This is a genomic window from Streptomyces sp. NPDC006384, from assembly GCF_042870695.1.
GTDB lineage: Bacteria > Actinomycetota > Actinomycetes > Streptomycetales > Streptomycetaceae > Streptomyces.
Genome location: NZ_JBIAHR010000011.1, coordinates 110,708 through 133,212, shown reverse-complemented (window position 1 = coordinate 133,212; position 22,505 = coordinate 110,708). Strand labels below are relative to the sequence as shown.

Sequence of the window (22,505 nt, the reverse complement as noted above, 5' to 3'; positions counted from 1 at the left end):
CTTCCTCGACGACCACAGGAGGTGTCGGTGCGCGGTCTCACGGACTCGATCGAATCGATGGAGCAGCTCGCCACGGTCTGGCGGACCATGGTGCTCGACCGGGACCCGGACGCGGATGTACGGGACCTTCCGGGCGTCGCCGTCCGGTGGGCCGACTGCCGCTTCGCCTTCTGGAACTGCGTCACGCTGACCGAAGCGGGCGCGGACGCCGGGCTTCTGGAACAGCGCCTGCGCGAGGCGGCGGAGATCATGCGGGAGAAGGAACACCCGGGGTTCCTGTGGGTGTTCGAGGACCTCCTCGACGCGGAGGCGCGCGCGGCACTCGGCGCGGCGGCCGGCCGGGCCGGTCTGGAACACGCCTTCTCCGGCACGGGCATGGCGGGCGACCTGCTGCCCCTCCCCGAACCCTCCCACCCCGACCTGACGTTCGTACGCGTCACCGACGACGAGCAGCTCCGGGCCTACGCGGACATCAACTCGCGTGCCTACGGATTCCCGCTGGAGGACGGACGGGACGGGCTGGCCGGCTCCGCCCTGTGGAAGGAGCGGGTCCACGCCTACCTGGGACTGCGGGACGGGACCCCCGTCACCTGCGCGGCCACGGTGGAGGCGCAGGGCCGCCTCTTCGTCCTGCTCGTCGCCACCGACCCGCGGTGGGAGCGCAGGGGCTACGGGGAGGCGGTCACCCGCAAGGCCCTGTACGAGGGGGCCCGGGAAACCGGGCTCACCCGCGCCACCCTGCACGCGACGGCCGCCGGCGCGCCGGTGTACCCGCGCATCGGCTTCGAGCCGAACTCCCCCCTCCACTTCTACGCGCTGGGCGGTCCTTCCTGATCCCGGGCCCGGCCGTGAGGCGCGTACGACTCGGCCTCCCCCGGCATGACCGGGGGAGGAGGGCTGCGTCGTGCCCGACGGGCCGCTCCGGCTCCGCGGCGAGCCCGTCCTCCGCGGCCGGGGACGGGCCGGAGCGATGAGTTCCGGAAGCGCGCCGGGTCATACCTGAGGGAGCCGACGAGGAACAGTCAGGTGCGGCCACCGGTCCGTGCTCCCGTCGGCCGGCCGCGGGCGAGGAGAACGGCATGACCGTCAGCTACACCTACGACGTCTTCTGCAGCCTCGACGGATACGGCGCCGCCGGCGGCGACTGGACCGGCTACTGGGGCAAGCAGGGCCCCGAGCTGCTCGACCACCGTCTCTCCCTGTACGACACGGAGCAGCGGATGGTCCTGGGAGCCCACACGTACAGGGCGTTCGCGCGGATGCTCGCCTCGAGCACCGAGGAGTCCGAGGTACGGGACCCGTGGGTCACACGGATGAGGAACCTGCCGGCGACGGTGATCTCCAGCACGCTGGAAGGCCCTCTCGACTGGCCGGACGCGACCCTCGTGAACGGTGACGCCGTGGACGTCGTGGCCCGGCTCAAGGAGGAGTCCGAGGTGCCCCTGCGCTCCCACGGAAGCCTGTCGCTGAACCGGGCACTGATGGCCGCCGGGCTGGTCGACCGCCTGCAGGTGACGCTCTTCCCCGTCATCACCGGCCGCACGGGGCTGGACCCGGTCTTCCGGGACGCGGCCGACTTCGACCTGGAGCTGCTCGGGAGCCGGACGCTCGACGGCCGCGTCCAGGAACTCGTCTACCGGCCCGTTCTCCACCGACCCGCACGGAACCGGGACCGGCACCGATGACGCGGTCCCGGCCGCTCCCGGCGGTCCCGGCTGTCCTGTACGGCGCCCTCCTCCCCCCACACCTCCTCGCCGGCCCCGCACACCGCGGCCCGGTCCCGGCGGACCCCTCGGCTCGGAGGACCGGTACCCCGCCGCCCACCAGGACGTGGACAGAACGGCCGGGTGCCTGGGACCACCGCCGAACGCGACCGGGCCGGACCGTGAGGAACGGGCTCAGGCGCGGGCGAGCTCAGCGGCGCCGAAGGAGACGTCGAAGCGGTCGCACCAGATGCTCACGCTGGTGTAACGGGACGGATCGACGCCGGCGGGCAAGGCGTAGTTCTGGTTCCCTCTGTTGCCCTTGAGCCTGCCGAGGCTGGTGTGCTCGCCGTCGTCGAACACGTGCCAGCCTGCCTTCCCCGGAATCACCGGTGCGTCGGTCAGCCAGACGTGCAGGTCCGGCCCGTTGCTGGTGTCGAGGTTCTCCACCCGCACGACGTGGGAGCCGTCGGCCAGCCGTATGAGCTTCACCGTGCCCCGGGTCGCGTGCTCGTGGCTCGTCAGCTCACCGCTCGCCAGCGTCACCGGCCCGGCGGGAGCCGCCGCGGAGGCTTTCCCGGACGGTGTCGTGGCGGGCGGCCGCGAGGGAGAGACAGCCTCCGGCAGTGCCTCCTGGACCGTCTCGTCCTGCCACAGCCTCCACGGCTGGAACCAGTACATCCCGAAGGCAGCCGCAGCGACGGTCACCGTCAGCACACCCATCACCCACGGTCTGACCAGCACACTTCGCACACGTTCCATCCCGCCCCTCCCGCAGTCGTCTGTTCGCCCCATTCAACAGAAGGACCGGCCGTCGAAGGCCGCATGACAGATGACGAAATCCTTACGGAGGGTCCTGGCTCCGGGGAGCCGGTGTGGCCGTGACGTGCTGGGGAGCCGCGGGCAGCGTCACCTCGAAACGGCAGCCGCCGGGTACGTTGCGTACGGTGGCACGGCCCCGGTGCGCCTCGACGATGCCGCGGACGATGGCGAGGCCCAGCCCGCCGCCGGCCGGGGGAGTGCGGGTGTCGGTGCCGCGCCAGCCGGTGTCGAAGACACGGGGCAGGTCGCCTTCGGGGATGCCGCCGCAGCCGTCCGTCACCGACAGCGTCACGGCACCGTCCGGCACGCGCTCCGCGGTGATCACGACGGTGCCGTCGGCCGGGGTCCGGCGGACGGCGTTCACCAGCAGGTTGTCCAGCACCCGGCCCATCCCCTTGCCGTCCACCTCCACCGGCACCGGCTCGACGCGGCCGCCCACCAGCCGTACGCCGCGCTCCCTGGCGAGGGGTTCGGCCCCCGCCACCGCATCGCCGACCAGGTCGTACAGGGACATGCGCGTGGGATTCAGGGCCAGTGCGCCGGCGTGGATGCGGGCGAGTTCGAAGAGGTCTCCGACCATGGCGTCGAGGCGTTCGACCTCGGTGCGGATCTGCCTCAGGTAGCGGCCGGGGTCGGCGGCGACGCCGTCCTCCAGGGCCTCCGCCATGGCACGCAGCCCGGCCAGCGGGGTGCGCAGGTCGTGCGAGATCCAGGCGACGAGTTCGCGCCGCGACGCCTCCAGGGCACGTTCCCGCTCCCTGGATTCGGCGAGCCTGGCGCTGGTCGCGGCCAGCTCCCGGCTCAGAGCCTCCAGCTCCGCGGTGGCCGGGCCGTCGGGGGCCGAGAAGTCGCCGCCGTCACCGAAGAGACGGGCGGCGACGGCGAGTTCGCGGCTGCGGGCGACGACCCAGCGGCCCAGCAGCAATGCGGTGGCCAGGGAGACCACGGCCGCCATCGCGACGACGGTGGTGACGACCGTCAGGTCGTGCGGGGAGAGGAACATCGCCCGTGCGACGGCCAGGGTGCCCGCGAGCATCGCGACCACGCCGACCGCCGCGACCACGGCGAGCGATGCCGTCAGGGAGCGGCGCCGGGTCTGCCGCAGGACGCCCGCTCCCGCCAGGCCGGTGACGGCAGCGCCCGCGAAGGAGTAGAGGGCGATGAGGAGGGTGTCGCGCACGGTCAGTCCTTCTCCCCGCCGGGCTCGAAGCGGTAGCCCACGCCCCACACCGTCCGGATCAGCCGTGGCCGGGCCGGATCGTCCTCGACCTTGCCCCGCAGACGGCGCACGTGGACCGTGACGGTCGACAGGTCCCCGAAGTCCCAGCCCCACACCTCCCGCATCAGATCCTCGCGGCTGCAGGCCCGCCCCGGGTTGCGCAGGAAGAAGGAGAGCAGATCGAACTCCCGCAGGGTGAGGGGGATCTCGGTGCCGTCCTTGGTGACCCGGCGGGCGGCGGGTTCGATCGTCAGGCCGGCCGCCGACAACCGGCGCCCCGGGGCGGCGGGTCTGCTGCGCCGCAGTACCGACTCCGCGCGCAGGACCAGCTCCCGAGGGCTGAAGGGTTTGGTGACGTAGTCGTCCGCGCCGATCTCCAGGCCCAGGATGCGGTCCTCCTCGTCACCGCGGGCGGTGAGCATGATGACCGGCACGGGGCCGTCGGCGCGTATCCTGCGGCACACCTCGAGGCCGTCCAGGCCGGGCAGCATCAGGTCGAGCACCACCAGGTCCGGCCGGTCGGCGGCATGACGGGCGAGGGCCGTGGGGCCGTCGCCGGCGAGGTCGACGACATGGCCCGCGCGGACGAGGTATCCGGCGACGACCTCGGAGACGGTCGGATCGTCGTCGACCACCAGAATGCGGGCGGACGGTCTTTCCTGCTCCGTGTGTTCGTAAAGGTGCTCCATGCGCCAAGCGTGGCACCACACCTCCGCCGGTGAGGCCGAGGCCATGGGTGCGCCCGGCACCGAGCGCGGCCGGTCTTCCGGATCCGGTCCCCTTCCCCGAAGCCGCCGCGAAAGAGGCCGCGGGCGGCGGATAACGTGCGGGCATGACGACGACGGGGAAGCGGCGGGTCCTGTACCGGCAGGGCACCGGGTTCTGGCGGATGACGGCGAAGTGGGTGCTGGTCTTCGGGGTGTTGGCCCTGCTGGACGGCGGACTGTTCCGGACGTGGGGCGACGCTCTGGTCTGGCCGTTGATCGGGTTCGTGCTGTGGGTGCCGGCCGGGGTCGGTGTCGTCTGGTACTCGAGGAAGGACCAGCTGGTCACGCTGACGACGCGTGAACTGCGCGTACGACGCAGGCGGTTGCCGATGGAGGAGGTGAACCTGCTGCACGTGGCGCGGCTGTGGCTGGAGGGCCGGTCGACCGCGGACGACCGGCCGGTGCCGGAGTGGACACGGTCCGAGCGGGTGGTGTGGGTGCCGCTGTGGGACGGGCGGGCGTACGGCGTGGAGTTCCGCGACCCGGCCGCCTTCGCGAAGGTGTTCGGCGCCTTCGCGGTCGAGGCGTGCGGCGGCCCGGAGACCGTCCGCGCGAAGGCGGCGGTGACGGCCTACCCGGAGCCGCGCCCGATGCGGGTCCGCTCCGCCGGCGACGGCGGCGGCTCCTGGGCGGACGCCCTGGACATCTTCGACTGAGCACGCCGGAAGCGCACGGAAGGGACAGCGGCCCGTGGGGGACGTACCGGCCGGCGTCGGCACCGGTCCGGCGATCGCCGCCCGGGCACGGGAACCGACCGCTCCGGACGGACGTTCTTGATCCCTGAGGTCCTGACCGGAGGAGATGATGGCCTTGGAGAACCCGTACACGACCCCGTCCCGGCGCAGGGTGCTCGCCCTGGGAGCCGGCGCGGCCCTGGCCACGGCCCTGACCGCGGGCGGGAGCGCCCACGCCGCGACGCCTCGTGACGGCGGTGACGGCGGTGACGTCGTGCGCCGGCTGAGGGAGCTGGAACGGCGGCATTCCGCACGACTGGGTGTCTACGCCCGTGACACCGCCACCGGCCGGACGGTGCGGTACCGCGCGGAAGAACGCTTCCCCGTCTGCTCGCTCTTCAAGACACTGGCCGCCGCGGCGGTGCTGCGAGACCTCGACCGTGACGGGGAGTTCCTGGCCGAGCGCATCCGCTACACGGAGAAGGACGTCACGGACTCGGGCTACGCACCGGTCACCGGCAGGCCGGAGAACCTCGCCGACGGCATGACCGTCGCGGAACTCTGCGCCGCCACGATCACCCACAGCGACAACGCCGCGGGAAATCTCCTGCTCCGGGAGCTGGGAGGACCGACCGCGATCACCCGGTTCTGCCGCTCGGTCGGGGACCGGACGACACGGCTCGACCGGTGGGAGCCCGAGCTGAACTCCGCCGAACCGTGGCGGGTGACGGACACCACCAGCCCGAGCGCCATCGGGCAGACCTACGCGCGCCTGGTGCTCGGTGACCTCCTCGCCCCCGGGGACCGCGAGCGGCTCACCGGCTGGCTGCTGGCCAACACCACGGGCGGCGCGAAACTGCGGGCCGGCCTGCCCCCCGGCTGGACCGTCGCGGACAAGACCGGAGGCGGGAAGTACGGGAGCAACCACGACGTAGGCATCACCTGGCCCCCGGAGCACCCGCCCGTCGTCATGGCGGTCCTCACGACGAAACACGAGCCCGACGCCTCGCCCGACAACCCGCTGATCGCCGAGACCGCCGCACTGCTGGCGGAAGCGCTCGTCTGAACCCGTGTCTCCTCCTCCCGCCTCCATGCGGGGGGAGGAGACACGAGCGACGTTCCTCTACGGCGCGGCCGAGGGCCTCGCCCAGGCGGGAAGACGGTCCACGGAGTCACCGCTCACGCTCGTCGAGTACTCCGTCGAGCCGGCCCGGACCTCGAGGAGGAACTGCCTGGACAGCAGCACGCGGCGCCGGGTCACCCTGACGCCACCGGTGAGCGCCTTGCGCACCAGCTCCCCCACGTGCTCCGTGCGCACGTCCTCGAACGTGAGGTCGTCCAGCAGGAGCCGTACGCTCCCGGGGTGGTTGCGGGCGCCCATGACGAGGACGTACACGTCGTGACCGCGGACGTCACCGTCCCAGTCCGCCACCCAGGCGTCACCGTCCCACCGCTCGCACGGCGCGGGGTCCGCCACGCCCAGCGACCGGAGGGCCGCCTCGAGTTCCGCCGACGCGAGCGGCCGGGGGGCCTCGGCCATGTCTGCGATCACCTTCCTGCTGCCGGGGTCTCTACCGGGGTGAGGGTTCCTTGTCGCTCGCCAGTCTCGCGTGGAGTTCGACGTCGTGGCGCACACCGTCGTACTCGAGCCTCTGCCGCTGCAGCTCCTCGACCGCGAAGCCGGCGGCGGCAGCCACCCGGCACGAGGCGGGGTTGTTGACCCGGTGCCCCAGCTCGAGGCGGAACAACCCGGCGTCGTCGAAGGCCCACCGCGCCAGAGCCCCGCACGCCTGTGAGGCGACGCCCCGCCCGCGGGCCGCGGGCGTCGTCCAGTAGGAGACCCACCCGGTGGCATGGCGCCGGTCGACGCGGCCGACGGCGACGTTGCCGAGTACGCCGCCTCCCGCGTCGACCACGGCGAAGGCGTAGGCCGTCCCCGCGTCCCAGCGCTCCGTCCATCCCGCGATCCACCGTTCCGCGGCGTCCTGCGAGTCGATCGCCTCCTCGGACTGCCCACGCATCAGGGGATCCGCGAACGCGGTCACCACCGGACGGGCGTCGATGCCGGCCCAGCGCCGCAGAAGCAGCCCGGACGGGGTTCTCACGTGATCACGCACGACCGGAGTCTCACCCGACGCGGGAAGCCCTGTCACCCCGTTTCCGGCTTCCCGCTCCCCGGGCGGACCGGTCCGGGAGTACGCCGGCCAGGTGCGGCCGGTGCGGAGGGCGAAGGCGCGGAACCGGTCGCGGAGCAGATGCCGCGGGACGGGCGGCGGGCGGTCACCGCGCACGCCGCCCGTCCCGCGGGACCCGGCCGGGTCAGACGTTCCAGACGCCGGTGGCGGCGGCTTCCCGGGCGAAGTCGGCGAAGTCCTTCGGCTTGCGGCCGAGGGCCTCCTCGACGCCGTGCACCAGATGGGCGTTGCGGCCGTCGAGGATCAGCCCGAACAGGTCGGCGAACTCGACGGGGACCCCGTTCTCCTCGAGGGACTTGCGGTACTCCTCGATGCCGACGGGGGTGTACGTGATGGTGCGTCCGGTCGCCTCGGACAGCTCCTTGGCGACGTCGGCGAAGCTGAGCAGGCGCGGCCCGGACAGCTCGTAGGTCCTGCCGATGTGCTTGTCGTCGGTGAGCGCGGCGACGGCGACGTCGGCGATGTCGTCGGCGTCGACGAACGGCTCCACGGCGTCCCCGGTCGGCAGCACGAGCTCGCCGGCCAGGACCAGGTCGCGGAAGAAGCTCTCGTCGAAGTTCTGGTTGAACCAGCTGGCGCGTACGACGGTCCAGTCCGCGCCGGACTCCTTCAGCTTGTTCTCGCTGACGACGGCACCCTCCTCACCGCGCCCGGACAGCAGCACCAGGCGGCGCGTGCCCTTGGCGACGGCGGCCTCGGCGAACTCGCCGACGGTCTCGGCGGCGCCCGGGAAGGAGAGGTCGGGGTAGTAGGTGACGTAGGCGGCGCCGACGCCGTCGAGCGCGGCGTCCCAGGTGGAGGGGTCCTCCCAGACGAAGGGAGGCGTGCCGGAGCGGGATCCGATGCGCACGGGCAGCCCCTTGGCGGAGAGCCGCTCGGCGACCCGCCGCCCGGTCTTGCCCGTGCCGCCGATCACCAGGGTCGTGTTCGTCATGTTCGTCCCGTCTGTCGTGGCGCGCGTGCGTGCGTGCGAGGTGTGCGAGGTGTGTGAGGTGCTTGGTGCGGGTGGGGCGCGATGGGGTGTGAGGGGTGCGGGCGGTCCGAGCGCTCGTCCCGGCAGACCCGCGTGCGGGCGGTGTGGCGTCCGCCGTGCGGTGGCGGCGGCCGGTGCTCCCCGGCCCGGAGCTGTCGAGAGAGCCGTGGCCGGCCGTCTCCCGCAGCGTAGGCAGCCTTCCGCCGCACGGACCACGCTTCACGACCGGCTCTTGAGCGGCCCTCTAGCGGATCACCGGGACCCGGCTGACGGCCGGCGCGGGGACGGGGCGGCTCAGCCGGTGCCGCGGACGACGGTGCGGTGCCGCACGATCGTCGTCCTGTGGGGCCCGGGCCCCGCGGCGGAAATTCGGATGCGGGTGCCGCACGGCCCGCTCTAGGCTGCGCCCGCGGGGAGGGTGAGGCACCGTCCCGGCCGTCAACGGATAGGAGACGCACGGGACATGACCAGCCAACTGTCCGCGATCTGCTTCCACGCGGCCCGCCCGTCGGAGCTGGCCCGGTTCTGGGCCGGGCTCCTGGGCTGGGAGCCGGCCGACGGCCCCGGCGACGACGTCGCGATCCTGCCCCCCGACGCCACCGGGTTCCGTATCCGTTTCCTGCCGGGCCGGGTGCCGAAGACCGGCCAGAACCGCGCGCACTTCGACCTGACGAGCACCTCCCCCAGGGACCAGCGGCGGACGGTGGCCAGGGCGCTGGAGCTCGGCGGGAGACACATCGACGTGGGCCAGCGCCCGGAAGAAGGACACGTGGTGCTCGCCGATCCGGACGGCAACGAGTTCTGCGTCATCGCGGCGGGCAACACGTTCCTCGCCGGCACCGGCCTCATCGGAGCACTGGCCTGCGACGGCACCCGGGAGGTCGGTCTCTTCTGGAGCGAGGCGCTGCGGTGGCCGCTGGTCTGGGACCAGGACCAGGAGACCGCGATCCAGTCGCCGAACGGCGGCACGAAGATCACGTGGGGCGGTCCTCCGGTGGCGCCGAAGACGGGCACGAACAGGCTGTTCTTCGAGCTGGCGCTCCCCGCAGGCGCCGACGGGGAGGCGGAGACGGACCGCCTGCTCTCCCTCGGCGCGACACGCACCGGCACTGGCACCGGCACCGGCACCGGCGAGGGCGACGGCGGCCGGGTGATGATGCTCGACCCCGACGGCAACGAGTTCTCCGTACGGAAGCCGCGCTAGCGGCGGGTGGCGCGCTCCCGGGGGCACGCCACACCCGCCGTCCACGGGAAGGGGAACGGGAACAGGCCCGCCCCCGGCCGCGGACGCCGCCCCGGTCCACGGACGGCCCCGCCGGGCGTGCGCCGGTGCGGGGTCCGGCCCAGACTCGCAGCCGTGGCTACTGACGACGAGACGAACGTGCCTCCGTCCGCCAGGGCCGGTGGAACAGGCGGTACCGCCCCCGCAGGAGGCCCCGCCACCGGGGCGGGCGGTACGGCGGCGGGGCAACCACCCCCCTCGGCCGGCGCCGGACACGACACGGGCGCCGTCGCCGGACCGGGCGTCCTCGTGGCGGACCGGGACGCCGCCGTCGGGGCGAGACTCGCGGGGCTCCTGCGGGAAGCCGGCGTCGGCGACGCAGCCCACTGCGACGACCTGGAGACCTTCCTCCGCATGCTGCGGACGCAGCCGGCGCGGTGGCAGGTCGCCCTCTGGCACGAGGACCTCGAACCGGACGCCCGGCGGCGGCTGGGGCTGCTCAGCACCTGGCAGCGGGAGTTCCCCGGCACCGCGATGGTGCTCACCACCGACGCCCTCACCAGCGCGAGCACCCTGACGGCGCTGCGCGGCGGAGCCGCCGAGATCGTCCCGCGCACCGCCTCGGCCGCGGAACTGGCGGCCGTCGTACGGCACGCCCACGAGGCCCACCGCCTGCGGCACGCCCCGCCCGGCCACCCCGAACCGCCCCGGATGCTCGTGGTCGGCGCCCACCCCGACGACGGGGAGATCGGGGCCGGCGGGCTCATCCACCGCAGGGTCCGGGACGGGTGGGAGATCACGATGCTCGCCATGTCGCACGGCTCCTTCGGGGGCGACCCCGACCGCCGGGCGGAGGAGGCACGGCGGGCGGCCGCGGTGCTCGGCGCCTCCTTCCGCCTGGAGGACTTCCCCGACGGACACATCACCGACGCGACGGAGACGGTGCAGGCGATCGAGCGGACCGTCGCCGACGTCGCCCCCGACGTCGTCCTCGTCCACTCCGAGCACGACACCCACCAGGACCACCGGGCGGTGCACCGCGCCACCCTCGTCGCCGCCCGCCGGGTGCCGCGGATCGCCTGCTACCAGTCCCCGTCGGCCACCGTCGAGTTCCGTCCCAACCGGTTCATCGGACTGCGCGAGGCCGACGTGGAGGCGAAGCTCGACGCCATCAGGGCCCACCGGTCGCAGGCCGACACCCGGGCCTACCTGGACGAGGACCTCATCCGCTCCACGGCCCGGTACTGGGGGCGGTTCACCGGCGACGCCTACGTGGAACCGCTCGAAGTCGTCCGGTACAGCGCGGAGCTCGAAAGGTCCCTGGTGTGAGCGACACGTACTCTCCCGACCCCGCGCGGCCGCTCGGTGCGCCGCTGCCCGATCTCTCCGCCCCGCTCGGCCGGCCCCCGCGCGTCCTGGTGACCGGGGCGGGCGGCCCCTCGGGCGTCTGCTTCCTGCGGGCGCTCGCCGGCACCTGCGAGCTGTGGGCCGGCGACATCGACCCGAACGCGGCCGGTCTCTACCTGGTCGGCCGCGACCGCCGCTGGCTGCTGCCCCGCGGTGACGCCGACGGGTACGCCGCGGCGCTGCTGAAGCTGTGCGAGCGGCTGCGGATCGACGTGCTGGTGCCGACCGTCGACAGCGAGCTGGTGCCGCTGGCCCGGACCGCGGACGCCTTCGCCGGGGCGGGCGTGCGCACGCTGGTGTCGGACGCCGCCGCGCTGGAGCGGTGCCTGGACAAGTGGGCGCTGGCCGAGGCGTGCCGCGAGGCCGTACGGGTCCCCCACACGGTTCTGCTGGAGGAGGGCCCCGCGGACGGCTTCCGCGCCGGTTTCCCCGCCGTCGCCAAGCCCCGCCGGGGCAGCGGCTCGCGGGGGATCGTCAAGGCCGCCTCGCCCGCCGTGCTGGACGGACTGCCGCGCGACGGCTCCTACCTGCTCCAGGAGCTGCTGCCCGGCACCGAGTACTCGGTGGACGTCCTGGTCGGCCCGGACGGCAGGACGCGCGCCGCGGTGCCCCGGGCCCGGGACAAGACGGACTCCGGCATCATCGTCGCCGGCCACGTCCTGGACCGCCCCGAGCTGTCCCGGCTCGCCGCGGACGTGGCCGCCGCGCTCGGACTGCGCGGCATCTGCAACGTCCAGGTCCGCGAGGACCGGGAGGGCCGCCCGGCGCTGCTGGAGGTCAACCCCCGGCCGCCGGGCGGGATGTCCCTGACCGTGGCCGCGGGCGTCCAGATGCCCGCCTGGGCGGTGGCCGGGCTGCTGGGCGCGGCCGTCCCCGACCACATCGCCCACCGGGCGCTGTCGGCCGTACGGCACTGGGAGGACGTGGTGATGGCCTTCGACGGGCTCGGCGACGTGGCGGGCCGGGCGTGACGAGCGGCGGCGCCGGGACGGACCACGGCGGGACGGACCACGGCAGGGCGGACCACGACGGCAGAGCGGACCACGGCAGGGCGGACCACGGCAGGGCGGACCACGACGGCGGAGGCGGCGACGTCCTGACGGTGGACCACCACACCCACACCTCCTTCTCCGACGGCCGCGACGGCCTGGAGGAGATGGTGCACGCCGCCACTGCCGGCGGACTGCGCACCCTCTACGTCACGGACCACGTCCGCCGGGACACCGACTGGCTGCCGGCGTACACCGCCGCCGTCCGCGAGGCCGCCGGCCGGGCCGGGCCGCTGACGGTGGTGTGCGGGGTCGAGACCAAGATCCTCGACACCTCGGGCCGGCTCGACCTCCCCGAGGACCTCACCGGCGTCCGTCACCTCGCCGTCGCCGACCACCGCTTCCCCCTGCCGGACGGCCCCGCGCACCCGGCGGACGTCGCCGGGATGCTCGCGGACGGCCGGCTCACCCCCGAGGCGGCCCTCGACGCCCTCACGGACGCGACGGCCGCCGCCCTCCACGCCGTACCCGCCGGCCGCACCGCCCACCTGGCGCACCTGTTCAGCGTGCTGCCCAAGTCGGGCCTGGACGAGCGGGCGGTCGGCCGCACCCGGCTCACCCGCATCGCCGAGGCGTGCCTGGCCACCGGCAGCGCCGTCGAGGTCAACGAGAAATGGCGCTGCCCCTCGCCCGGCACGGTCCGCGTGCTGCGCGCACTGGGGGTGCGCATGGTCGCCGGCAGCGACGCGCACACCGCCGCGGCGGTCGGGAAATGGGAGTACGCCGCCCACGTCCTCGAAGGAGACGGGAAGGACGGCCGCCGGTGAGGACCCTGACGGCCGTCGCCCACACGATCGCGTTCGTCTGCGTCTTCTTCGGCGCGCTGCCCCTGGTCACGGCCGTGGCGCAGTTCCTCCTGGTCGGCCTCGAACGCTACCGGCGGATCTACGACCACCTCGTGCCGCACATGCCGCGCACCGCCGTGCTCATCCCGGCACGCGACGAGGCCGCCGTCCTGACCACCTCGATCGACGCGCTCCTGTCCTCGGCGTACCCGGCGGGACGGCTGCGGGTCTTCGTCATCGACGACGCGAGCACCGACGACACCCCGGCCGTCCTGGCCCGGCTCGCGGCCGCGCACCCGGGCGCCGTGGTCCACCTCCGCCGGGAGACCGGAGGACAGGGCAAGGCGCACACCCTCAACCACGGCCTGCGCACGGTGCTCTCCGACACATGGGCCGAGGCCGTGCTGGTCATGGACGCCGACGTCGTCTTCACCCCCGACACCGTCTGGCGCATGACCCGCCACCTCGCCGACCCGGAGGTCGGCGCGGTCACCGCGTACATCCAGGAGGGCAGCGGCAGCCGCGGCAACTACCTCACCCGCTACATCGCCTACGAGTACATCACCGCCCAGGCCGCCGCCCGCCGCACACAGAACGTGCTGGGCGCGGTGGCGTGCCTGGCCGGCGGCGCCCAGCTGCACAGCCGCGCCAACCTGGAGGCGATCGGCGGGGAGTTCGACACCGGCACGCTCGCCGAGGACACCGTGACCACCTTCGAGAGCCAGCTCGCCGGCCACCGCGTCGTCTTCGACGGCTACGCCCTGGTCCTCGCGGAGGAGCCGGACAACGTGGCCGGCCTGTGGCGGCAGCGCCTGCGCTGGGCCCGCGGCAACTACCAGGTGACCCGCCGCTACCGCCGCCTGTGGTTCCGCGGCCGTCTCGCCGGCGACCACCGCCTCGGCTCCTGGCTCTTCGGGCTGATCTGGTTCTCGGTGCTGCTCACACCGTTCCTCATGCTGCTCAGCGCCGCCTCGCTGCTCTTCCTCTTCTACACGGACACCAGCAGGTCGTGGTTCGCCTTCCAGGCGCTGTGGGTCGTCAACCTCGTCAGCTACCTGTTCGTCACCCTCCTCAGCCTCGCCGTCGACCCGGTGACGGCGCGGCGCTGCTGGCGCGAGGCGCTGATCTTCCCCGGCCTCGTCTCGTGCTTCTTCCTCGTCGTCACGGCCGTCCCGAGCGTGACCCTGCCCTGGCTGGACGGCCTGGGGCTGGGCCTCACCCGCGACTCGCCCCACCCCCTGATGCTCTTCGCGTACTGCTGGCTCGCCCTGTGCATGCCGCTCGCCTGGGCCGCCAAGTTCCTCACGGGCACCCGGCTGCGATGGCTGTCGGCCCCGATCATCCACCTCGTCGGCTACGGCTCCCTGCTGGCCGCCTGCTCCCTGTCCGCGTTCCTCCTCCAGATCCGCGGCGCCGAGCAGAGCTGGGGGCGGACGGTGAAGACCGGGAAGGTCCGGGAACCCGATCCCGCGACGGCCCCGGCGACGGCCCCGGGAGCGGACCCCGCCGCACCACCACCGGAACCGGCCACCGGACGACCGGGCACGCAGCCGGCACACCCCACGGGGACGGACGTACGCGCGGAGGAATCCGGCGGCCTCACCGACGACGACCTCACCCGCCGCTTCACCACAAAGACCCGCCGGGACGCCGAACGGGACCGCGGACTCCTGTGGTGGCAGGCCGGCGTCATGGCCTTCCTCGCCCTGCTCATGATCCTGCGGGAGATCTGGCTGGTGTGACAGCACACCCACCATCCCGGCACCGCGCCCGGGCAGGCCGCGGCCGCCTCCGCGGCGGGGGCCGTGGCGGGCCGCAGTTCCGCGCAGGTGTGCCCCAGTCGGCGTCCTCCCGCCGAGGACACGAGGTCAGCGCACGACCCGGCCCCGCAGGACGACGCGCTTCGGGCGTCCGAGTATCTCCGGCTCCGCAACGGGGTCCCGGTCGTACGCGACGAGATCGGCGGGCGCTCCATCGATCAGACCCGGCAGCCCCAGCCAGTCCCATGCCGTCCACGAGGCGGCCCCGAGCGCTTCCTCCGCCAGCATTCCCGCCCGCACCAGCCACTGGGACTCCGTGGCGACGGTGCCGCACGGGAAGGTGTCCGTCCCGGCGAGGACCGTGACGCCCGCTTCGTGCGCCAGACGCACATTGTCGATCATGCCTTGCCAGCCGAGGAGCCAGTCCGAGCGCCTCGCGCTGGCTTCGCGGCCTCGCCACATCTCTGCACTCCCCGCGAACGCCGAGAGCGTCGGTACGTACGCGGTGCCCTGGCCGGCCATCAGGTCCAGGAGGTCCGGATCGAGGTGCATCCCGTGTTCGAGGCTGTCGGCTCCGGCCAGGACGGCGTTCCGCGAGCCCTCACCGGTCTGGCAGTGCACGGCGACCCGCCCACCGACGGCATGAACCGCGTCCACGGTCGCCTTCAGCACCTCCAGAGGCACCGCGGGCTCGTCCCACCGCCAGTCACCGATGACCTTGCACCAGCCCGACGAGGCCGTGGCCTCCTCGACCGCCGCCCCCGCCAACTCGTGCTCACCGACATCCCGCCCCGCCCCGGGGAAAAAACGCCCGGGCGTCGCCAGCCACCGCCCCGCCGATCGAACGCGTGGCAACTCGGATGCCGTGTCGACCCAGCCGGGCATGCGCTCCACGGTCCCCGGTGTCCGCACCAACAGCACGCCCGCGTCCCGGTGCTCCGACAAGTGCCGTCGCAACAACGCCTCGTCGAACCTGTCGTCCGGACTCTCCGCTCCTGGATGCGTATGGACGTCGACAAGACCTGGCAGCAACCATCCGCCGTCCACCACGGTCTCCACCTGCTTCGCCGCCGCCCCGGCAGGCGGCTCGGTCCGCAGCCGCTCTCCGTCGACCCAGAACGTGCGCTCCTCGCGCCCGGGCAGAACGACACCGCGTATACGCATGATCATGACTACGAACCTACGCGACCCGGCCGGGCCGCACCCATGACCTGACCTCCCCCGGCTTCCGGCCGAGGGCACCCCCGGCCCGCTCCCATCGGATCACCGGATCACCGGATTCACCGGAGCATCCGGATCTGCGAACGCCAGGGGACACCCGCCTGGCGGAACTCGCCTGCCGGGGTGCCCTTGTTTCGCCGGGCTGGTGTGACAGCGCGCCCACGAGCCCGGCGCACGGTGCTGCAGCACCACATCGCGGAGATCTCCGAGAGCCGGGCCGCACACGGCGGGTGGTCAGGGCCTTCCCACCTCGAACCAGAGCAATTTCCCGGCACCGCGTCCGGGCAGGCCGTCACCGAGCGACCACGCGCCCCAGGAGTGGGCGTACTCCCGCAGGAGGTGCAGTCCGCGTCCGCCGTCCGCGCCGGCCGGGGCGGGGGAGGGGCGTTCTCCGGGCGGTTCGGTGAAGGGGGCGGGGATGTGCGGGTGGCTGTCCCACACGCCGATCCGCAATCGTCCGTCGGGCAGTGCGGTGAGCCGCAGCGAGCAGGGGCCGCGGGTGTGCCGGTAGGCGTTGGTGACCAGCTCGGACGTCAACAGTTCGACGTCGTCCGCCAGTTCGCGCCGTCCGTGCCCGTCGAGGGCGGCCCGTACGGTCATACGTGCGACGCGTGCGGCTCTGGGGTCGTGCGGCAGGCGGAGGGCGTACGCCCAGGTGCCGGACGGGGATACGGTGCTCATGGAGATGCCTCCTGGTGAGGAAGGGGGTTCGGCCTGCCCGATGTCCGCACCGAGCGGTGGCAGTGCCTGGGAGGTGCGCTTCCGGCTTACGGGGGCGGGAAGTCGGGCGGTGGAGCACAACGTAGCCAGGAAACTGTAAGTTCTTCCATGAAAACTGCGAAGAACTACCAGAGATCATCCGTGTGGGTGACGCCACCCGTCCGCACTCGAGGGAGACACACAGCCCGTCATGCCTCCAGCCCCTGCCGCCACCCTGCGCCAGCAGCGCCTCGGCGCCGAGCTGCGTAAGCTCCGCGAGCGCGCCGGTCTGACCTCGACCGCGGCCGCCGCGCTCCTCGGCGGCCCGCAAGCCCGGATCAGCAACATCGAGGCCGGCCGGTACGCCGTGAGCGCCGACCGCGTACGCACGCTGGCCCGCAACTACAGCTGCGACGACGAGGCGTACATCGACGCCCTCGCCGGTATGACCGGTGCCCGGAAAAAGGGCTGGTGGGAGGAGTACCGCGACAATCTCCCGTCCGGCCTCCTCGATCTCGCCGAACTGGAACAGCACGCCACGGCGATACGCGTCGCCGTCACCGTCCACATGCCGGGCCTGCTTCAGACGCCGGAGCACGCACGGGCCACCATGCGCGAAGCGGTTCCGCCGCTACGCCCGTACGAGATCGAGCACCGTGTCTCGTACCGGGTGAAGCGCCAGGCCGTCCTGTTCGAGGGCACTCCCACGCCGTACGCGGCCGTCGTCCATGAGGCGGCGCTGCGCATGGGATTCGGTGGTCCGTCCGTCGCCCGGGACCAGCTCCGCCATCTCCTGGCGATGAGCGAGGAGCCCACCGTCACCGTGCGGGTCCTGCCCTTCGGCCGGACCGGTTTCCCCGCCTCCGGCCAGCCGATCACCTACGCGACCGGGCCGGTGCCTCAACTCGACACCGTCGTCCTGGACACCGACCACGGCTGCGAATTCCTGCACGCCGAAGCCCAGTTGAACCGGTACCGCTCCGTACTGGACCGTATGGAGTCGTGCGCGCTTTCCGAACCCGAGTCCCGAGACCTCATCCACCGCATCGCCACGTCCCTGTGAGGAGCCACCCATGACCGAACCCACCTGGCGGAAGTCCACCTACAGCGCCGAGGCCGCCAACTGCGTCGAGATAGCCACCACCCCGACCACGATCCTGGTCCGCGACTCCAAGACCCCCACGGGACCACGCCTCGCCTTTCCCCCCGCCGCGTGGGCGGACTTCCTCTCCCACGCGGCGGAGGCGAGTCACTGAGACACCCTCGCCCGGACGGGGAACGCCGACACCGGCTTCGAGCGCCTCCGGGCCGGCGGCACCACGGAGATACGTCCGTGTGCGCATCCGCACGACCGGCAGGAACCGGCGGCGGTCAAGGCCGGTCTGTTCGTTTCCAGGTCGCGGGGTCGTACGGGCAGGATGGCGAGGTCGTCCTCATCGACGGCACCCTGATCCCCTCCCGCTTGCCGGCGGGACCATCCCCGCGGGTGCGGGGAGCAAGGTCGGCCAACGTCGGACCCGACCCGGGCAGGGGGACCATCCCCGCGGGTGCGGGGAGCAGCGGCCCTTGCCCCGGCGGATCTGGACGTGCCAGGGACCATCCCCGCGGGTGCGGGGAGCAGCCTCGCGCACGGCTACGCCGGGAAGCCGTGAGGGGACCATCCCCGCGGGTGCGGGGAGCAGGGCCGGGAGCACCAGGTAGATGTCGACCTCCCGGGACCATCCCCGCGGGTGCGGGGAGCAGACACCGAAGATCGGCACCATCGGCATCGGAGAGGGACCATCCCCGCGGGTGCGGGGAGCAGTCCTGCAGCTCGGCGAGGACCTGGTCGCTGAGGGGACCATCCCCGCGGGTGCGGGGAGCAGTTCTCGGTGGCGTCGAGGGCACGGAGGAGAGCGGGACCATCCCCGCGGGTGCGGGGAGCAGGTGGGGGTGGACTACGCCAGCGACCTGGCCGCGGGACCATCCCCGCGGGTGCGGGGAGCAGGGCCGCGGCGGACCAGGTAGCGCCGGCCGCGAGGGACCATCCCCGCGGGTGCGGGGAGCAGGACGAACTGGATGGCGTCGATCTCTACGGGGCGGGACCATCCCCGCGGGTGCGGGGAGCAGGACCGGCTGCCCAGCCAGTGCGGGCTGATCCTGGGACCATCCCCGCGGGTGCGGGGAGCAGGTCGGCACCTCGGCGTCCCGGGCGAGCAGAGCGGGACCATCCCCGCGGGTGCGGGGAGCAGACTGGGTGACCTGCAGGTTTATTGGGGCGGGGGGCGGTTTTTGAGTACTTTCTTCGATGTCGACAAATGGGGCACAAGGGACTTGACGCGCATCAGCCTCTCCCGAAGCGTCGGCGTTTGGAGGCTCTGCTCCAGTCGGTCGGTGGTCCGTTCCGGGAAGTGGGGGCGGGGATGTTCGGGTCGGGGCGGTGGATGAGGGTGATGCCCTCGTGGTCGGTCGGGTGCCAAGAATGGTCGTGGGGGCGGAAGATGAAGCCTTGTTCGTTGTTGGTGGTGTGGGCCAGCAGGGCGCGGCCCTGTCCCGCGTACTGGTCGACCTGGCAGGCGAACGCTGGGGTGGCCTTGCCGATGTCGTGCACCCCGACGAGCCATGCGGCGAGAGCGCGCGCGTCCGACTCGCCCCGCGGCAACGCCTCGGCCATCAGCCGCCGTACCCCTGCGGGCAGCCACCGGTTCCATAGCAGGCCGGCCACCGCGGCGCTGTCCTTCATGTGCCGCCACAACGGCAGCCAGCCATCGGTGTCACGGTCGTGCTTGGCCCACACCGACCGCGCCGGCCCCCCGTGCCGGCGCAGCAGGCCGGCACGGGCATCCCCCCAGTGCTCATGGGGGATTGATACAGGCAAAGGCCGCCCCTCGGCAGCAGAACGAGCAAACAAGATGATCAACAGACAGGCGACACCGGCAGGTCGTATGATGCTCGGCTCCCCGCCACCCCATCGCGGAGCCACTACGCCCCCGAACGAAGCCTCATGCCCCATTTGCCGGATTCTCTAATACTCACCGATTTCACGCCCCGCCCGCACTAAACTCGCAGGCCAGCCAGTCTGCTCCCCGCACCCGCGGGGATGGTCCCGAGCGTGGCTCAGTCGGTGGATATGGTGAGGCCTGCTCCCCGCACCCGCGGGGATGGTCCCAAATCCCGAGTGGTGGGCCTGGTGGGCACAGGCTGCTCCCCGCACCCGCGGGGATGGTCCCGGTCACAGCAAGTGGCGGAGACGATCACGCTTCTGCTCCCCGCACCCGCGGGGATGGTCCCGCCCTCACGGCGGGCCCCGGCGGGCTGCTCGTCTGCTCCCCGCACCCGCGGGGATGGTCCCCGCCACGCCCTCCGCGGGCGCACCGCTTCCGGCTGCTCCCCGCACCCGCGGGGATGGTCCCTCCGCTCTCGAGGGCCGTGAGACCCCTTCCCTCTGCTCCCCGCACCCGCGGGGATGGTCCCCCCAAGGACCACACCGGCAACAAGAAGAGGGTCTGCTCCCCGCACCCGCGGGGATGGTTCCTGCTCTGCGATCCGCCGTGCAAGAGGCTCTTCACAGTCCAAGGTGTAGTCGTGGCCTGAAGCCGCCGGTTTCCAGCAGGGACCTGGTGATGTAATTGGTGAGGTTGCGGAATCCGAGGGCGGAGCCGCAGAGGTGTTCGAGCCGTCCGTCGATGGCCTCGGTCGGTCCGTTGGACGTGCCATGGTGTTCGAAAGTCGATGCAGCGGTAGCGGCGGATCGTGACGTGAAGGGTCGTGGGCCGCCGGCCGAGTGGCTCGTGCGCCGGCCGCCGGTCGCCGGGTCACGGTGTCACGCGGTGTGCCTTCGCAACCGCTACCCGGTCACCGATGCGGGGTAGCTGCCACCGCCGGTGGATACGAGTTCCTGACGGTTGATGAACCGAAGTCAACCAGGTGAGGGCGGATCGTCCTGCTCCGGTCCCGGTCCCGGTCGCGCGAAGGCGACCGGGACCGGGACCGGGACCAGGACCGGTGGCTTCGGTCGTGGCTTGTGGGCCGTTCGGCTACGGGGCATTCAGCGGCCGATGTCATCCAGCTCGGTCAAGTCCTCATGCGAGAGGGAGAGTCCCGCGCCGGCGATGTTCTCGCGCAGGTGCGCTGTCGATGACGTGCCGGGGATGAGCAGGATGTTCGGTGATCGCTGCAGTAGCCAGGCGAGCGCGACGGACATCTGTGTCGCCTCCCGTCGAGCGGCGACCGCCGAGAGAGCCGAGGACTGAAGCGGGGTGAAGCCCCCGAGGGGGAAGAAGGGCACGTACGCGATGCCTTCGGTGGCGAGCCGGTCGATGAGCTTGTCGTCGTGGCGGTGGGCGAGGTTGTACATGTTCTGCACGCACACGATCGGCGCGATGCTCTGTGCCTCGGTGACCTGCTCCTCGGTGGCGTTGCTGACCCCGAGGTGGCGGATCAGGCCCTGCTGCTGGAGTTCCACGAGCGTGGCGAACGCCTCGGCGAGCGAGCCGGGCTGGGGACCTTCGGCGTTGCCGAGTCGGAGGTTGACCAGGTCGAGTACGTCGAGCCGGAGGGACGTGAGGTTGTCGTGGACCTGGCGGCGCAGATCTTCGGGTCGCCGGGCCGTGGGCCAGCCACCCTGTTCGTCGCGGGTCGCGCCCACCTTGGTCACGATGTGCAGCGACTCGGGATAGGGGTGCAGTGCCTCGCGGATCAACTCGTTGGTGACGCGCGGCCCGTAGGCGTCGCTGGTGTCGATGTGGGTGATACCGAGGTCGACCGCTTCACGCAGAACGGCCAGGGCACCCTCGCGATCGGCGGGCGGCCCCATGACCCACGGGCCGGCCAGTTGCATGGCGCCGTAGCCGAACCGTGTGACGGTCAGGTCACCCAGAGTCCAGGTGCCGCCGGGAAGAGAGAAGGAGGGTGTGCTCATCCTGTTGCCTTTCGTCGTGCGAACTCGGGGGAGGGGGGTGGCGCCTGCTGCCTCCCTGCATCAGCATGGGAGAGGAACTTCCTGTCGGGAAGTAGGCACTTCGGAGTGCGTAACCCACCCATCGGTGAGAGGTGCGATCAGTGACGACGGCGAAGGCGGCCCAGAAGAGGGCTCAGGCCAAGGTGGAGTACAACGCGTTCCTGGCGGGGTGCCCCAGCCGGCAGCTGCTCGACCGCATCTCGGACAAGTGGGTCGTCCTGATCCTGTGTGCGCTGGGCGGCGACAACGACCCTGGCCGGCCCGGTGCGGCACACGCAGACGCCCCGAAGGCGATGCGTTACTCCGAGATCTCTCGTCTTCTGGCCGGGGTCAGCCAGAAGATGCTGACCCAGACGCTACGGTCGCTGGAGCGCGATGGCCTGCTCACCCGTACCGTGACGCCGACCGTCCCTGTCACCGTCTCCTACGAGCTGACCGACCTCGGTCTCTCGCTTCATCACATGACGCGCGGGCTCAGGAACTGGGCGCAGACACACATGGCCGAGGTCCTCGCGAACCGCGAGAGCTACGACTCTCGCACCTCCTGACGTCTCGCACCTCCTGACGACTCACATCCGACCGTCCAACAGCTCTGTGTTCTCGGCGCTACACCCTCAACCGCGAAGAGCGGTGCAAGATCCGCACCCTGCTCCCCGCATCCGCGGGACTGGCCGGGGACGGGGCGGACGCCGTGGCCCGTCTGGAACGGGAGAGGGCCGCCCTCGAACGGCTCGGGGGGCTGGGGACGGCCCGGCACGCTGAAGCTCTCCTAGAGGAGGCGTGTTGTACGGATCAGAGCAGTTCAGGTCTGCTACGCACACGTCCGGAGACAATGAGCGCGCTCGAGCCGACGCCGTGCGCCATCGCGTATGGAAAACCTCCAGGTCCGGTTCTCGGGTCATCCAGTCCGCGAGAGCCGACCGCAGCAGACGTTCGTCGTGCACCAGAAGTACCCGGATCACGCCCCGTCCTTCGGCAGTTCCCCCTGGACCATCCCCTCGCCCCATGTGCTGCCCGGACTGACGGGTGGTTACCCGCCGCTGCACGTCGGCCAGGGTGCGGTAAGGCCG

At 72.4% G+C, this 22,505-nt stretch carries 22 protein-coding genes, 1 pseudogene and 2 CRISPR repeat arrays; of the genes and pseudogenes, 12 read left to right on the top strand and 11 right to left on the bottom strand.

Annotation, left to right across the window (positions count from 1 at the left end; translation table 11 throughout):
* The first annotated feature begins 27 nt into the window (after positions 1-27).
* On the top strand, positions 28-834 hold the full coding sequence (locus ACFYOJ_RS17430; protein WP_356553164.1) for a GNAT family N-acetyltransferase: 807 nt from the start codon (positions 28-30) through the stop codon (positions 832-834).
* Positions 835-1,079: 245 nt separating this feature from the next.
* Positions 1,080-1,685, top strand: a complete 606-nt coding sequence (locus tag ACFYOJ_RS17425) for a dihydrofolate reductase family protein (RefSeq protein WP_356553166.1) — start codon at positions 1,080-1,082, stop codon at positions 1,683-1,685.
* Between the two features lie 213 nt (positions 1,686-1,898).
* On the opposite strand, the gene ACFYOJ_RS17420 is transcribed toward ACFYOJ_RS17425, so the two are convergent.
* The 3 genes from ACFYOJ_RS17420 to ACFYOJ_RS17410 all read right to left on the bottom strand — a co-directional run bounded on the left by ACFYOJ_RS17420 (position 1,899) and on the right by ACFYOJ_RS17410 (position 4,433).
* Positions 1,899-2,465, bottom strand: coding sequence for a DM13 domain-containing protein (locus ACFYOJ_RS17420; RefSeq protein ID WP_356553168.1), 567 nt, complete (start codon positions 2,463-2,465; stop codon positions 1,899-1,901).
* Positions 2,466-2,547: 82 nt separating this feature from the next.
* Positions 2,548-3,705, bottom strand: a complete 1,158-nt coding sequence (locus tag ACFYOJ_RS17415; protein WP_356553169.1) for a HAMP domain-containing sensor histidine kinase — start codon at positions 3,703-3,705, stop codon at positions 2,548-2,550.
* Between the two features lie 2 nt (positions 3,706-3,707).
* Positions 3,708-4,433: a response regulator transcription factor gene (locus ACFYOJ_RS17410; RefSeq protein WP_356553171.1), complete on the bottom strand. Its 726-nt coding sequence runs from the start codon at positions 4,431-4,433 to the stop codon at positions 3,708-3,710.
* 143 nt (positions 4,434-4,576) lie between these two features.
* On the opposite strand from ACFYOJ_RS17410, the gene ACFYOJ_RS17405 reads away from it, so the two are divergent.
* Both ACFYOJ_RS17405 and bla read left to right on the top strand, forming a co-directional pair.
* Positions 4,577-5,167 (top strand): hypothetical protein, encoded by a 591-nt coding sequence (locus ACFYOJ_RS17405; protein ID WP_356553173.1) that lies wholly within the window; start codon positions 4,577-4,579, stop codon positions 5,165-5,167.
* A gap of 145 nt (positions 5,168-5,312) precedes the next feature.
* Positions 5,313-6,251: a class A beta-lactamase gene (bla, locus tag ACFYOJ_RS17400; RefSeq protein ID WP_388597201.1), complete on the top strand. Its 939-nt coding sequence runs from the start codon at positions 5,313-5,315 to the stop codon at positions 6,249-6,251.
* 57 nt (positions 6,252-6,308) lie between these two features.
* Here the strand turns inward: bla and ACFYOJ_RS17395 are convergent, their stop codons facing one another.
* From ACFYOJ_RS17395 to ACFYOJ_RS17385, 3 genes are all read right to left on the bottom strand, one after another.
* Complete coding sequence (locus ACFYOJ_RS17395) at positions 6,309-6,725, bottom strand: hypothetical protein (protein ID WP_356553177.1); 417 nt, start codon at positions 6,723-6,725, stop codon at positions 6,309-6,311.
* A gap of 31 nt (positions 6,726-6,756) precedes the next feature.
* Positions 6,757-7,302: a GNAT family N-acetyltransferase gene (locus tag ACFYOJ_RS17390; protein ID WP_356553179.1), complete on the bottom strand. Its 546-nt coding sequence runs from the start codon at positions 7,300-7,302 to the stop codon at positions 6,757-6,759.
* Between the two features lie 202 nt (positions 7,303-7,504).
* Positions 7,505-8,314, bottom strand: a complete 810-nt coding sequence (locus ACFYOJ_RS17385; protein ID WP_356553181.1) for an NmrA family NAD(P)-binding protein — start codon at positions 8,312-8,314, stop codon at positions 7,505-7,507.
* Between the two features lie 502 nt (positions 8,315-8,816).
* Between ACFYOJ_RS17385 and ACFYOJ_RS17380 the strand changes: the two genes are divergently transcribed.
* The 5 genes from ACFYOJ_RS17380 to ACFYOJ_RS17360 all read left to right on the top strand — a co-directional run bounded on the left by ACFYOJ_RS17380 (position 8,817) and on the right by ACFYOJ_RS17360 (position 14,558).
* On the top strand, positions 8,817-9,557 hold the full coding sequence (locus ACFYOJ_RS17380) for a VOC family protein (RefSeq protein ID WP_356553182.1): 741 nt from the start codon (positions 8,817-8,819) through the stop codon (positions 9,555-9,557).
* Positions 9,558-9,710: 153 nt separating this feature from the next.
* Positions 9,711-10,904: a PIG-L deacetylase family protein gene (locus ACFYOJ_RS17375; protein ID WP_356553184.1), complete on the top strand. Its 1,194-nt coding sequence runs from the start codon at positions 9,711-9,713 to the stop codon at positions 10,902-10,904.
* Positions 10,901-11,953 (top strand): ATP-grasp domain-containing protein, encoded by a 1,053-nt coding sequence (locus ACFYOJ_RS17370; protein WP_356553185.1) that lies wholly within the window; start codon positions 10,901-10,903, stop codon positions 11,951-11,953. Before ACFYOJ_RS17375 ends, ACFYOJ_RS17370 begins: the two co-directional genes overlap by 4 nt.
* The gene (locus ACFYOJ_RS17365; protein WP_356553187.1) at positions 11,950-12,798 is read left to right on the top strand and encodes a PHP domain-containing protein; all 849 of its coding nucleotides are present in this window, start codon (positions 11,950-11,952) and stop codon (positions 12,796-12,798) included. Before ACFYOJ_RS17370 ends, ACFYOJ_RS17365 begins: the two co-directional genes overlap by 4 nt.
* Positions 12,795-14,558, top strand: a complete 1,764-nt coding sequence (locus ACFYOJ_RS17360) for a glycosyltransferase (protein WP_356553189.1) — start codon at positions 12,795-12,797, stop codon at positions 14,556-14,558. The genes ACFYOJ_RS17365 and ACFYOJ_RS17360 overlap by 4 nt, the downstream gene beginning before the upstream one ends.
* 126 nt (positions 14,559-14,684) lie before the next feature.
* Here ACFYOJ_RS17360 and ACFYOJ_RS17355 read toward each other — a convergent pair whose 3' ends face one another.
* Both ACFYOJ_RS17355 and ACFYOJ_RS17350 read right to left on the bottom strand, forming a co-directional pair.
* Complete coding sequence (locus tag ACFYOJ_RS17355; protein ID WP_356553191.1) at positions 14,685-15,746, bottom strand: amidohydrolase family protein; 1,062 nt, start codon at positions 15,744-15,746, stop codon at positions 14,685-14,687.
* A gap of 285 nt (positions 15,747-16,031) precedes the next feature.
* Positions 16,032-16,478 (bottom strand): ATP-binding protein, encoded by a 447-nt coding sequence (locus ACFYOJ_RS17350; RefSeq protein WP_356553193.1) that lies wholly within the window; start codon positions 16,476-16,478, stop codon positions 16,032-16,034.
* A gap of 229 nt (positions 16,479-16,707) precedes the next feature.
* Between ACFYOJ_RS17350 and ACFYOJ_RS17345 the strand changes: the two genes are divergently transcribed.
* Together ACFYOJ_RS17345 and ACFYOJ_RS17340 are read left to right on the top strand one after the other, a co-directional pair.
* Positions 16,708-17,559 carry a helix-turn-helix transcriptional regulator gene (locus tag ACFYOJ_RS17345; protein ID WP_356553195.1) on the top strand — a complete coding sequence of 284 codons (852 nt, stop codon included), beginning with the start codon at positions 16,708-16,710 and terminating at the stop codon, positions 17,557-17,559.
* 10 nt (positions 17,560-17,569) lie between these two features.
* Complete coding sequence (locus ACFYOJ_RS17340) at positions 17,570-17,752, top strand: DUF397 domain-containing protein (protein WP_356553196.1); 183 nt, start codon at positions 17,570-17,572, stop codon at positions 17,750-17,752.
* Between the two features lie 214 nt (positions 17,753-17,966).
* A CRISPR array of direct repeats spans positions 17,967-18,727; the repeat unit is 29 nt; unit sequence GGGACCATCCCCGCGGGTGCGGGGAGCAG.
* Positions 18,728-18,819: 92 nt separating this feature from the next.
* Here ACFYOJ_RS17340 and ACFYOJ_RS17335 read toward each other — a convergent pair.
* From ACFYOJ_RS17335 to ACFYOJ_RS17325, 3 genes and pseudogenes are all read right to left on the bottom strand, one after another.
* Positions 18,820-19,488 carry a type I-E CRISPR-associated endoribonuclease Cas2 gene (locus tag ACFYOJ_RS17335; RefSeq protein WP_356553197.1) on the bottom strand — a complete coding sequence of 223 codons (669 nt, stop codon included), beginning with the start codon at positions 19,486-19,488 and terminating at the stop codon, positions 18,820-18,822.
* 66 nt (positions 19,489-19,554) lie between these two features.
* A CRISPR array of direct repeats spans positions 19,555-20,010; the repeat unit is 29 nt; unit sequence CTGCTCCCCGCACCCGCGGGGATGGTCCC.
* A 30-nt stretch (positions 20,011-20,040) separates the two neighbouring features.
* Positions 20,041-20,202: pseudogene (locus ACFYOJ_RS17330) on the bottom strand (transposase); the annotation flags it as partial.
* Between the two features lie 321 nt (positions 20,203-20,523).
* Positions 20,524-21,396 carry an aldo/keto reductase family oxidoreductase gene (locus ACFYOJ_RS17325; protein ID WP_356553198.1) on the bottom strand — a complete coding sequence of 291 codons (873 nt, stop codon included), beginning with the start codon at positions 21,394-21,396 and terminating at the stop codon, positions 20,524-20,526.
* A 140-nt stretch (positions 21,397-21,536) separates the two neighbouring features.
* Here ACFYOJ_RS17325 and ACFYOJ_RS17320 point away from each other — a divergent pair, with 140 nt between their 5' ends.
* Entirely contained in the window at positions 21,537-21,983 is a 447-nt protein-coding gene (locus tag ACFYOJ_RS17320; RefSeq protein ID WP_356553200.1) for a helix-turn-helix domain-containing protein, read from the top strand.
* Positions 21,984-22,505: the final 522 nt, after the last annotated feature.

Bases quoted from the DNA above. Each gene is read 5' to 3' on its own strand.
- ACFYOJ_RS17345 (WP_356553195.1), top strand. From the start codon at position 16,708: ATGCCTCCAGCCCCTGCCGCCACCCTGCGCCAGCAGCGCCTCGGCGCC.
- ACFYOJ_RS17355 (WP_356553191.1), bottom strand. From the start codon at position 15,746: ATGATCATGCGTATACGCGGTGTCGTTCTGCCCGGGCGCGAGGAGCGC.
- ACFYOJ_RS17395 (WP_356553177.1), bottom strand. From the start codon at position 6,725: ATGGCCGAGGCCCCCCGGCCGCTCGCGTCGGCGGAACTCGAGGCGGCC.
- ACFYOJ_RS17410 (WP_356553171.1), bottom strand. From the start codon at position 4,433: ATGGAGCACCTTTACGAACACACGGAGCAGGAAAGACCGTCCGCCCGC.
- ACFYOJ_RS17325 (WP_356553198.1), bottom strand. From the start codon at position 21,396: ATGAGCACACCCTCCTTCTCTCTTCCCGGCGGCACCTGGACTCTGGGT.
- bla (WP_388597201.1), top strand. From the start codon at position 5,313: ATGATGGCCTTGGAGAACCCGTACACGACCCCGTCCCGGCGCAGGGTG.
- ACFYOJ_RS17340 (WP_356553196.1), top strand. From the start codon at position 17,570: ATGACCGAACCCACCTGGCGGAAGTCCACCTACAGCGCCGAGGCCGCC.
- ACFYOJ_RS17405 (WP_356553173.1), top strand. From the start codon at position 4,577: ATGACGACGACGGGGAAGCGGCGGGTCCTGTACCGGCAGGGCACCGGG.
- ACFYOJ_RS17350 (WP_356553193.1), bottom strand. From the start codon at position 16,478: ATGAGCACCGTATCCCCGTCCGGCACCTGGGCGTACGCCCTCCGCCTG.
- ACFYOJ_RS17335 (WP_356553197.1), bottom strand. From the start codon at position 19,488: ATGGGGCATGAGGCTTCGTTCGGGGGCGTAGTGGCTCCGCGATGGGGT.
- ACFYOJ_RS17420 (WP_356553168.1), bottom strand. From the start codon at position 2,465: ATGGAACGTGTGCGAAGTGTGCTGGTCAGACCGTGGGTGATGGGTGTG.
- ACFYOJ_RS17385 (WP_356553181.1), bottom strand. From the start codon at position 8,314: ATGACGAACACGACCCTGGTGATCGGCGGCACGGGCAAGACCGGGCGG.
- ACFYOJ_RS17425 (WP_356553166.1), top strand. From the start codon at position 1,080: ATGACCGTCAGCTACACCTACGACGTCTTCTGCAGCCTCGACGGATAC.
- ACFYOJ_RS17380 (WP_356553182.1), top strand. From the start codon at position 8,817: ATGACCAGCCAACTGTCCGCGATCTGCTTCCACGCGGCCCGCCCGTCG.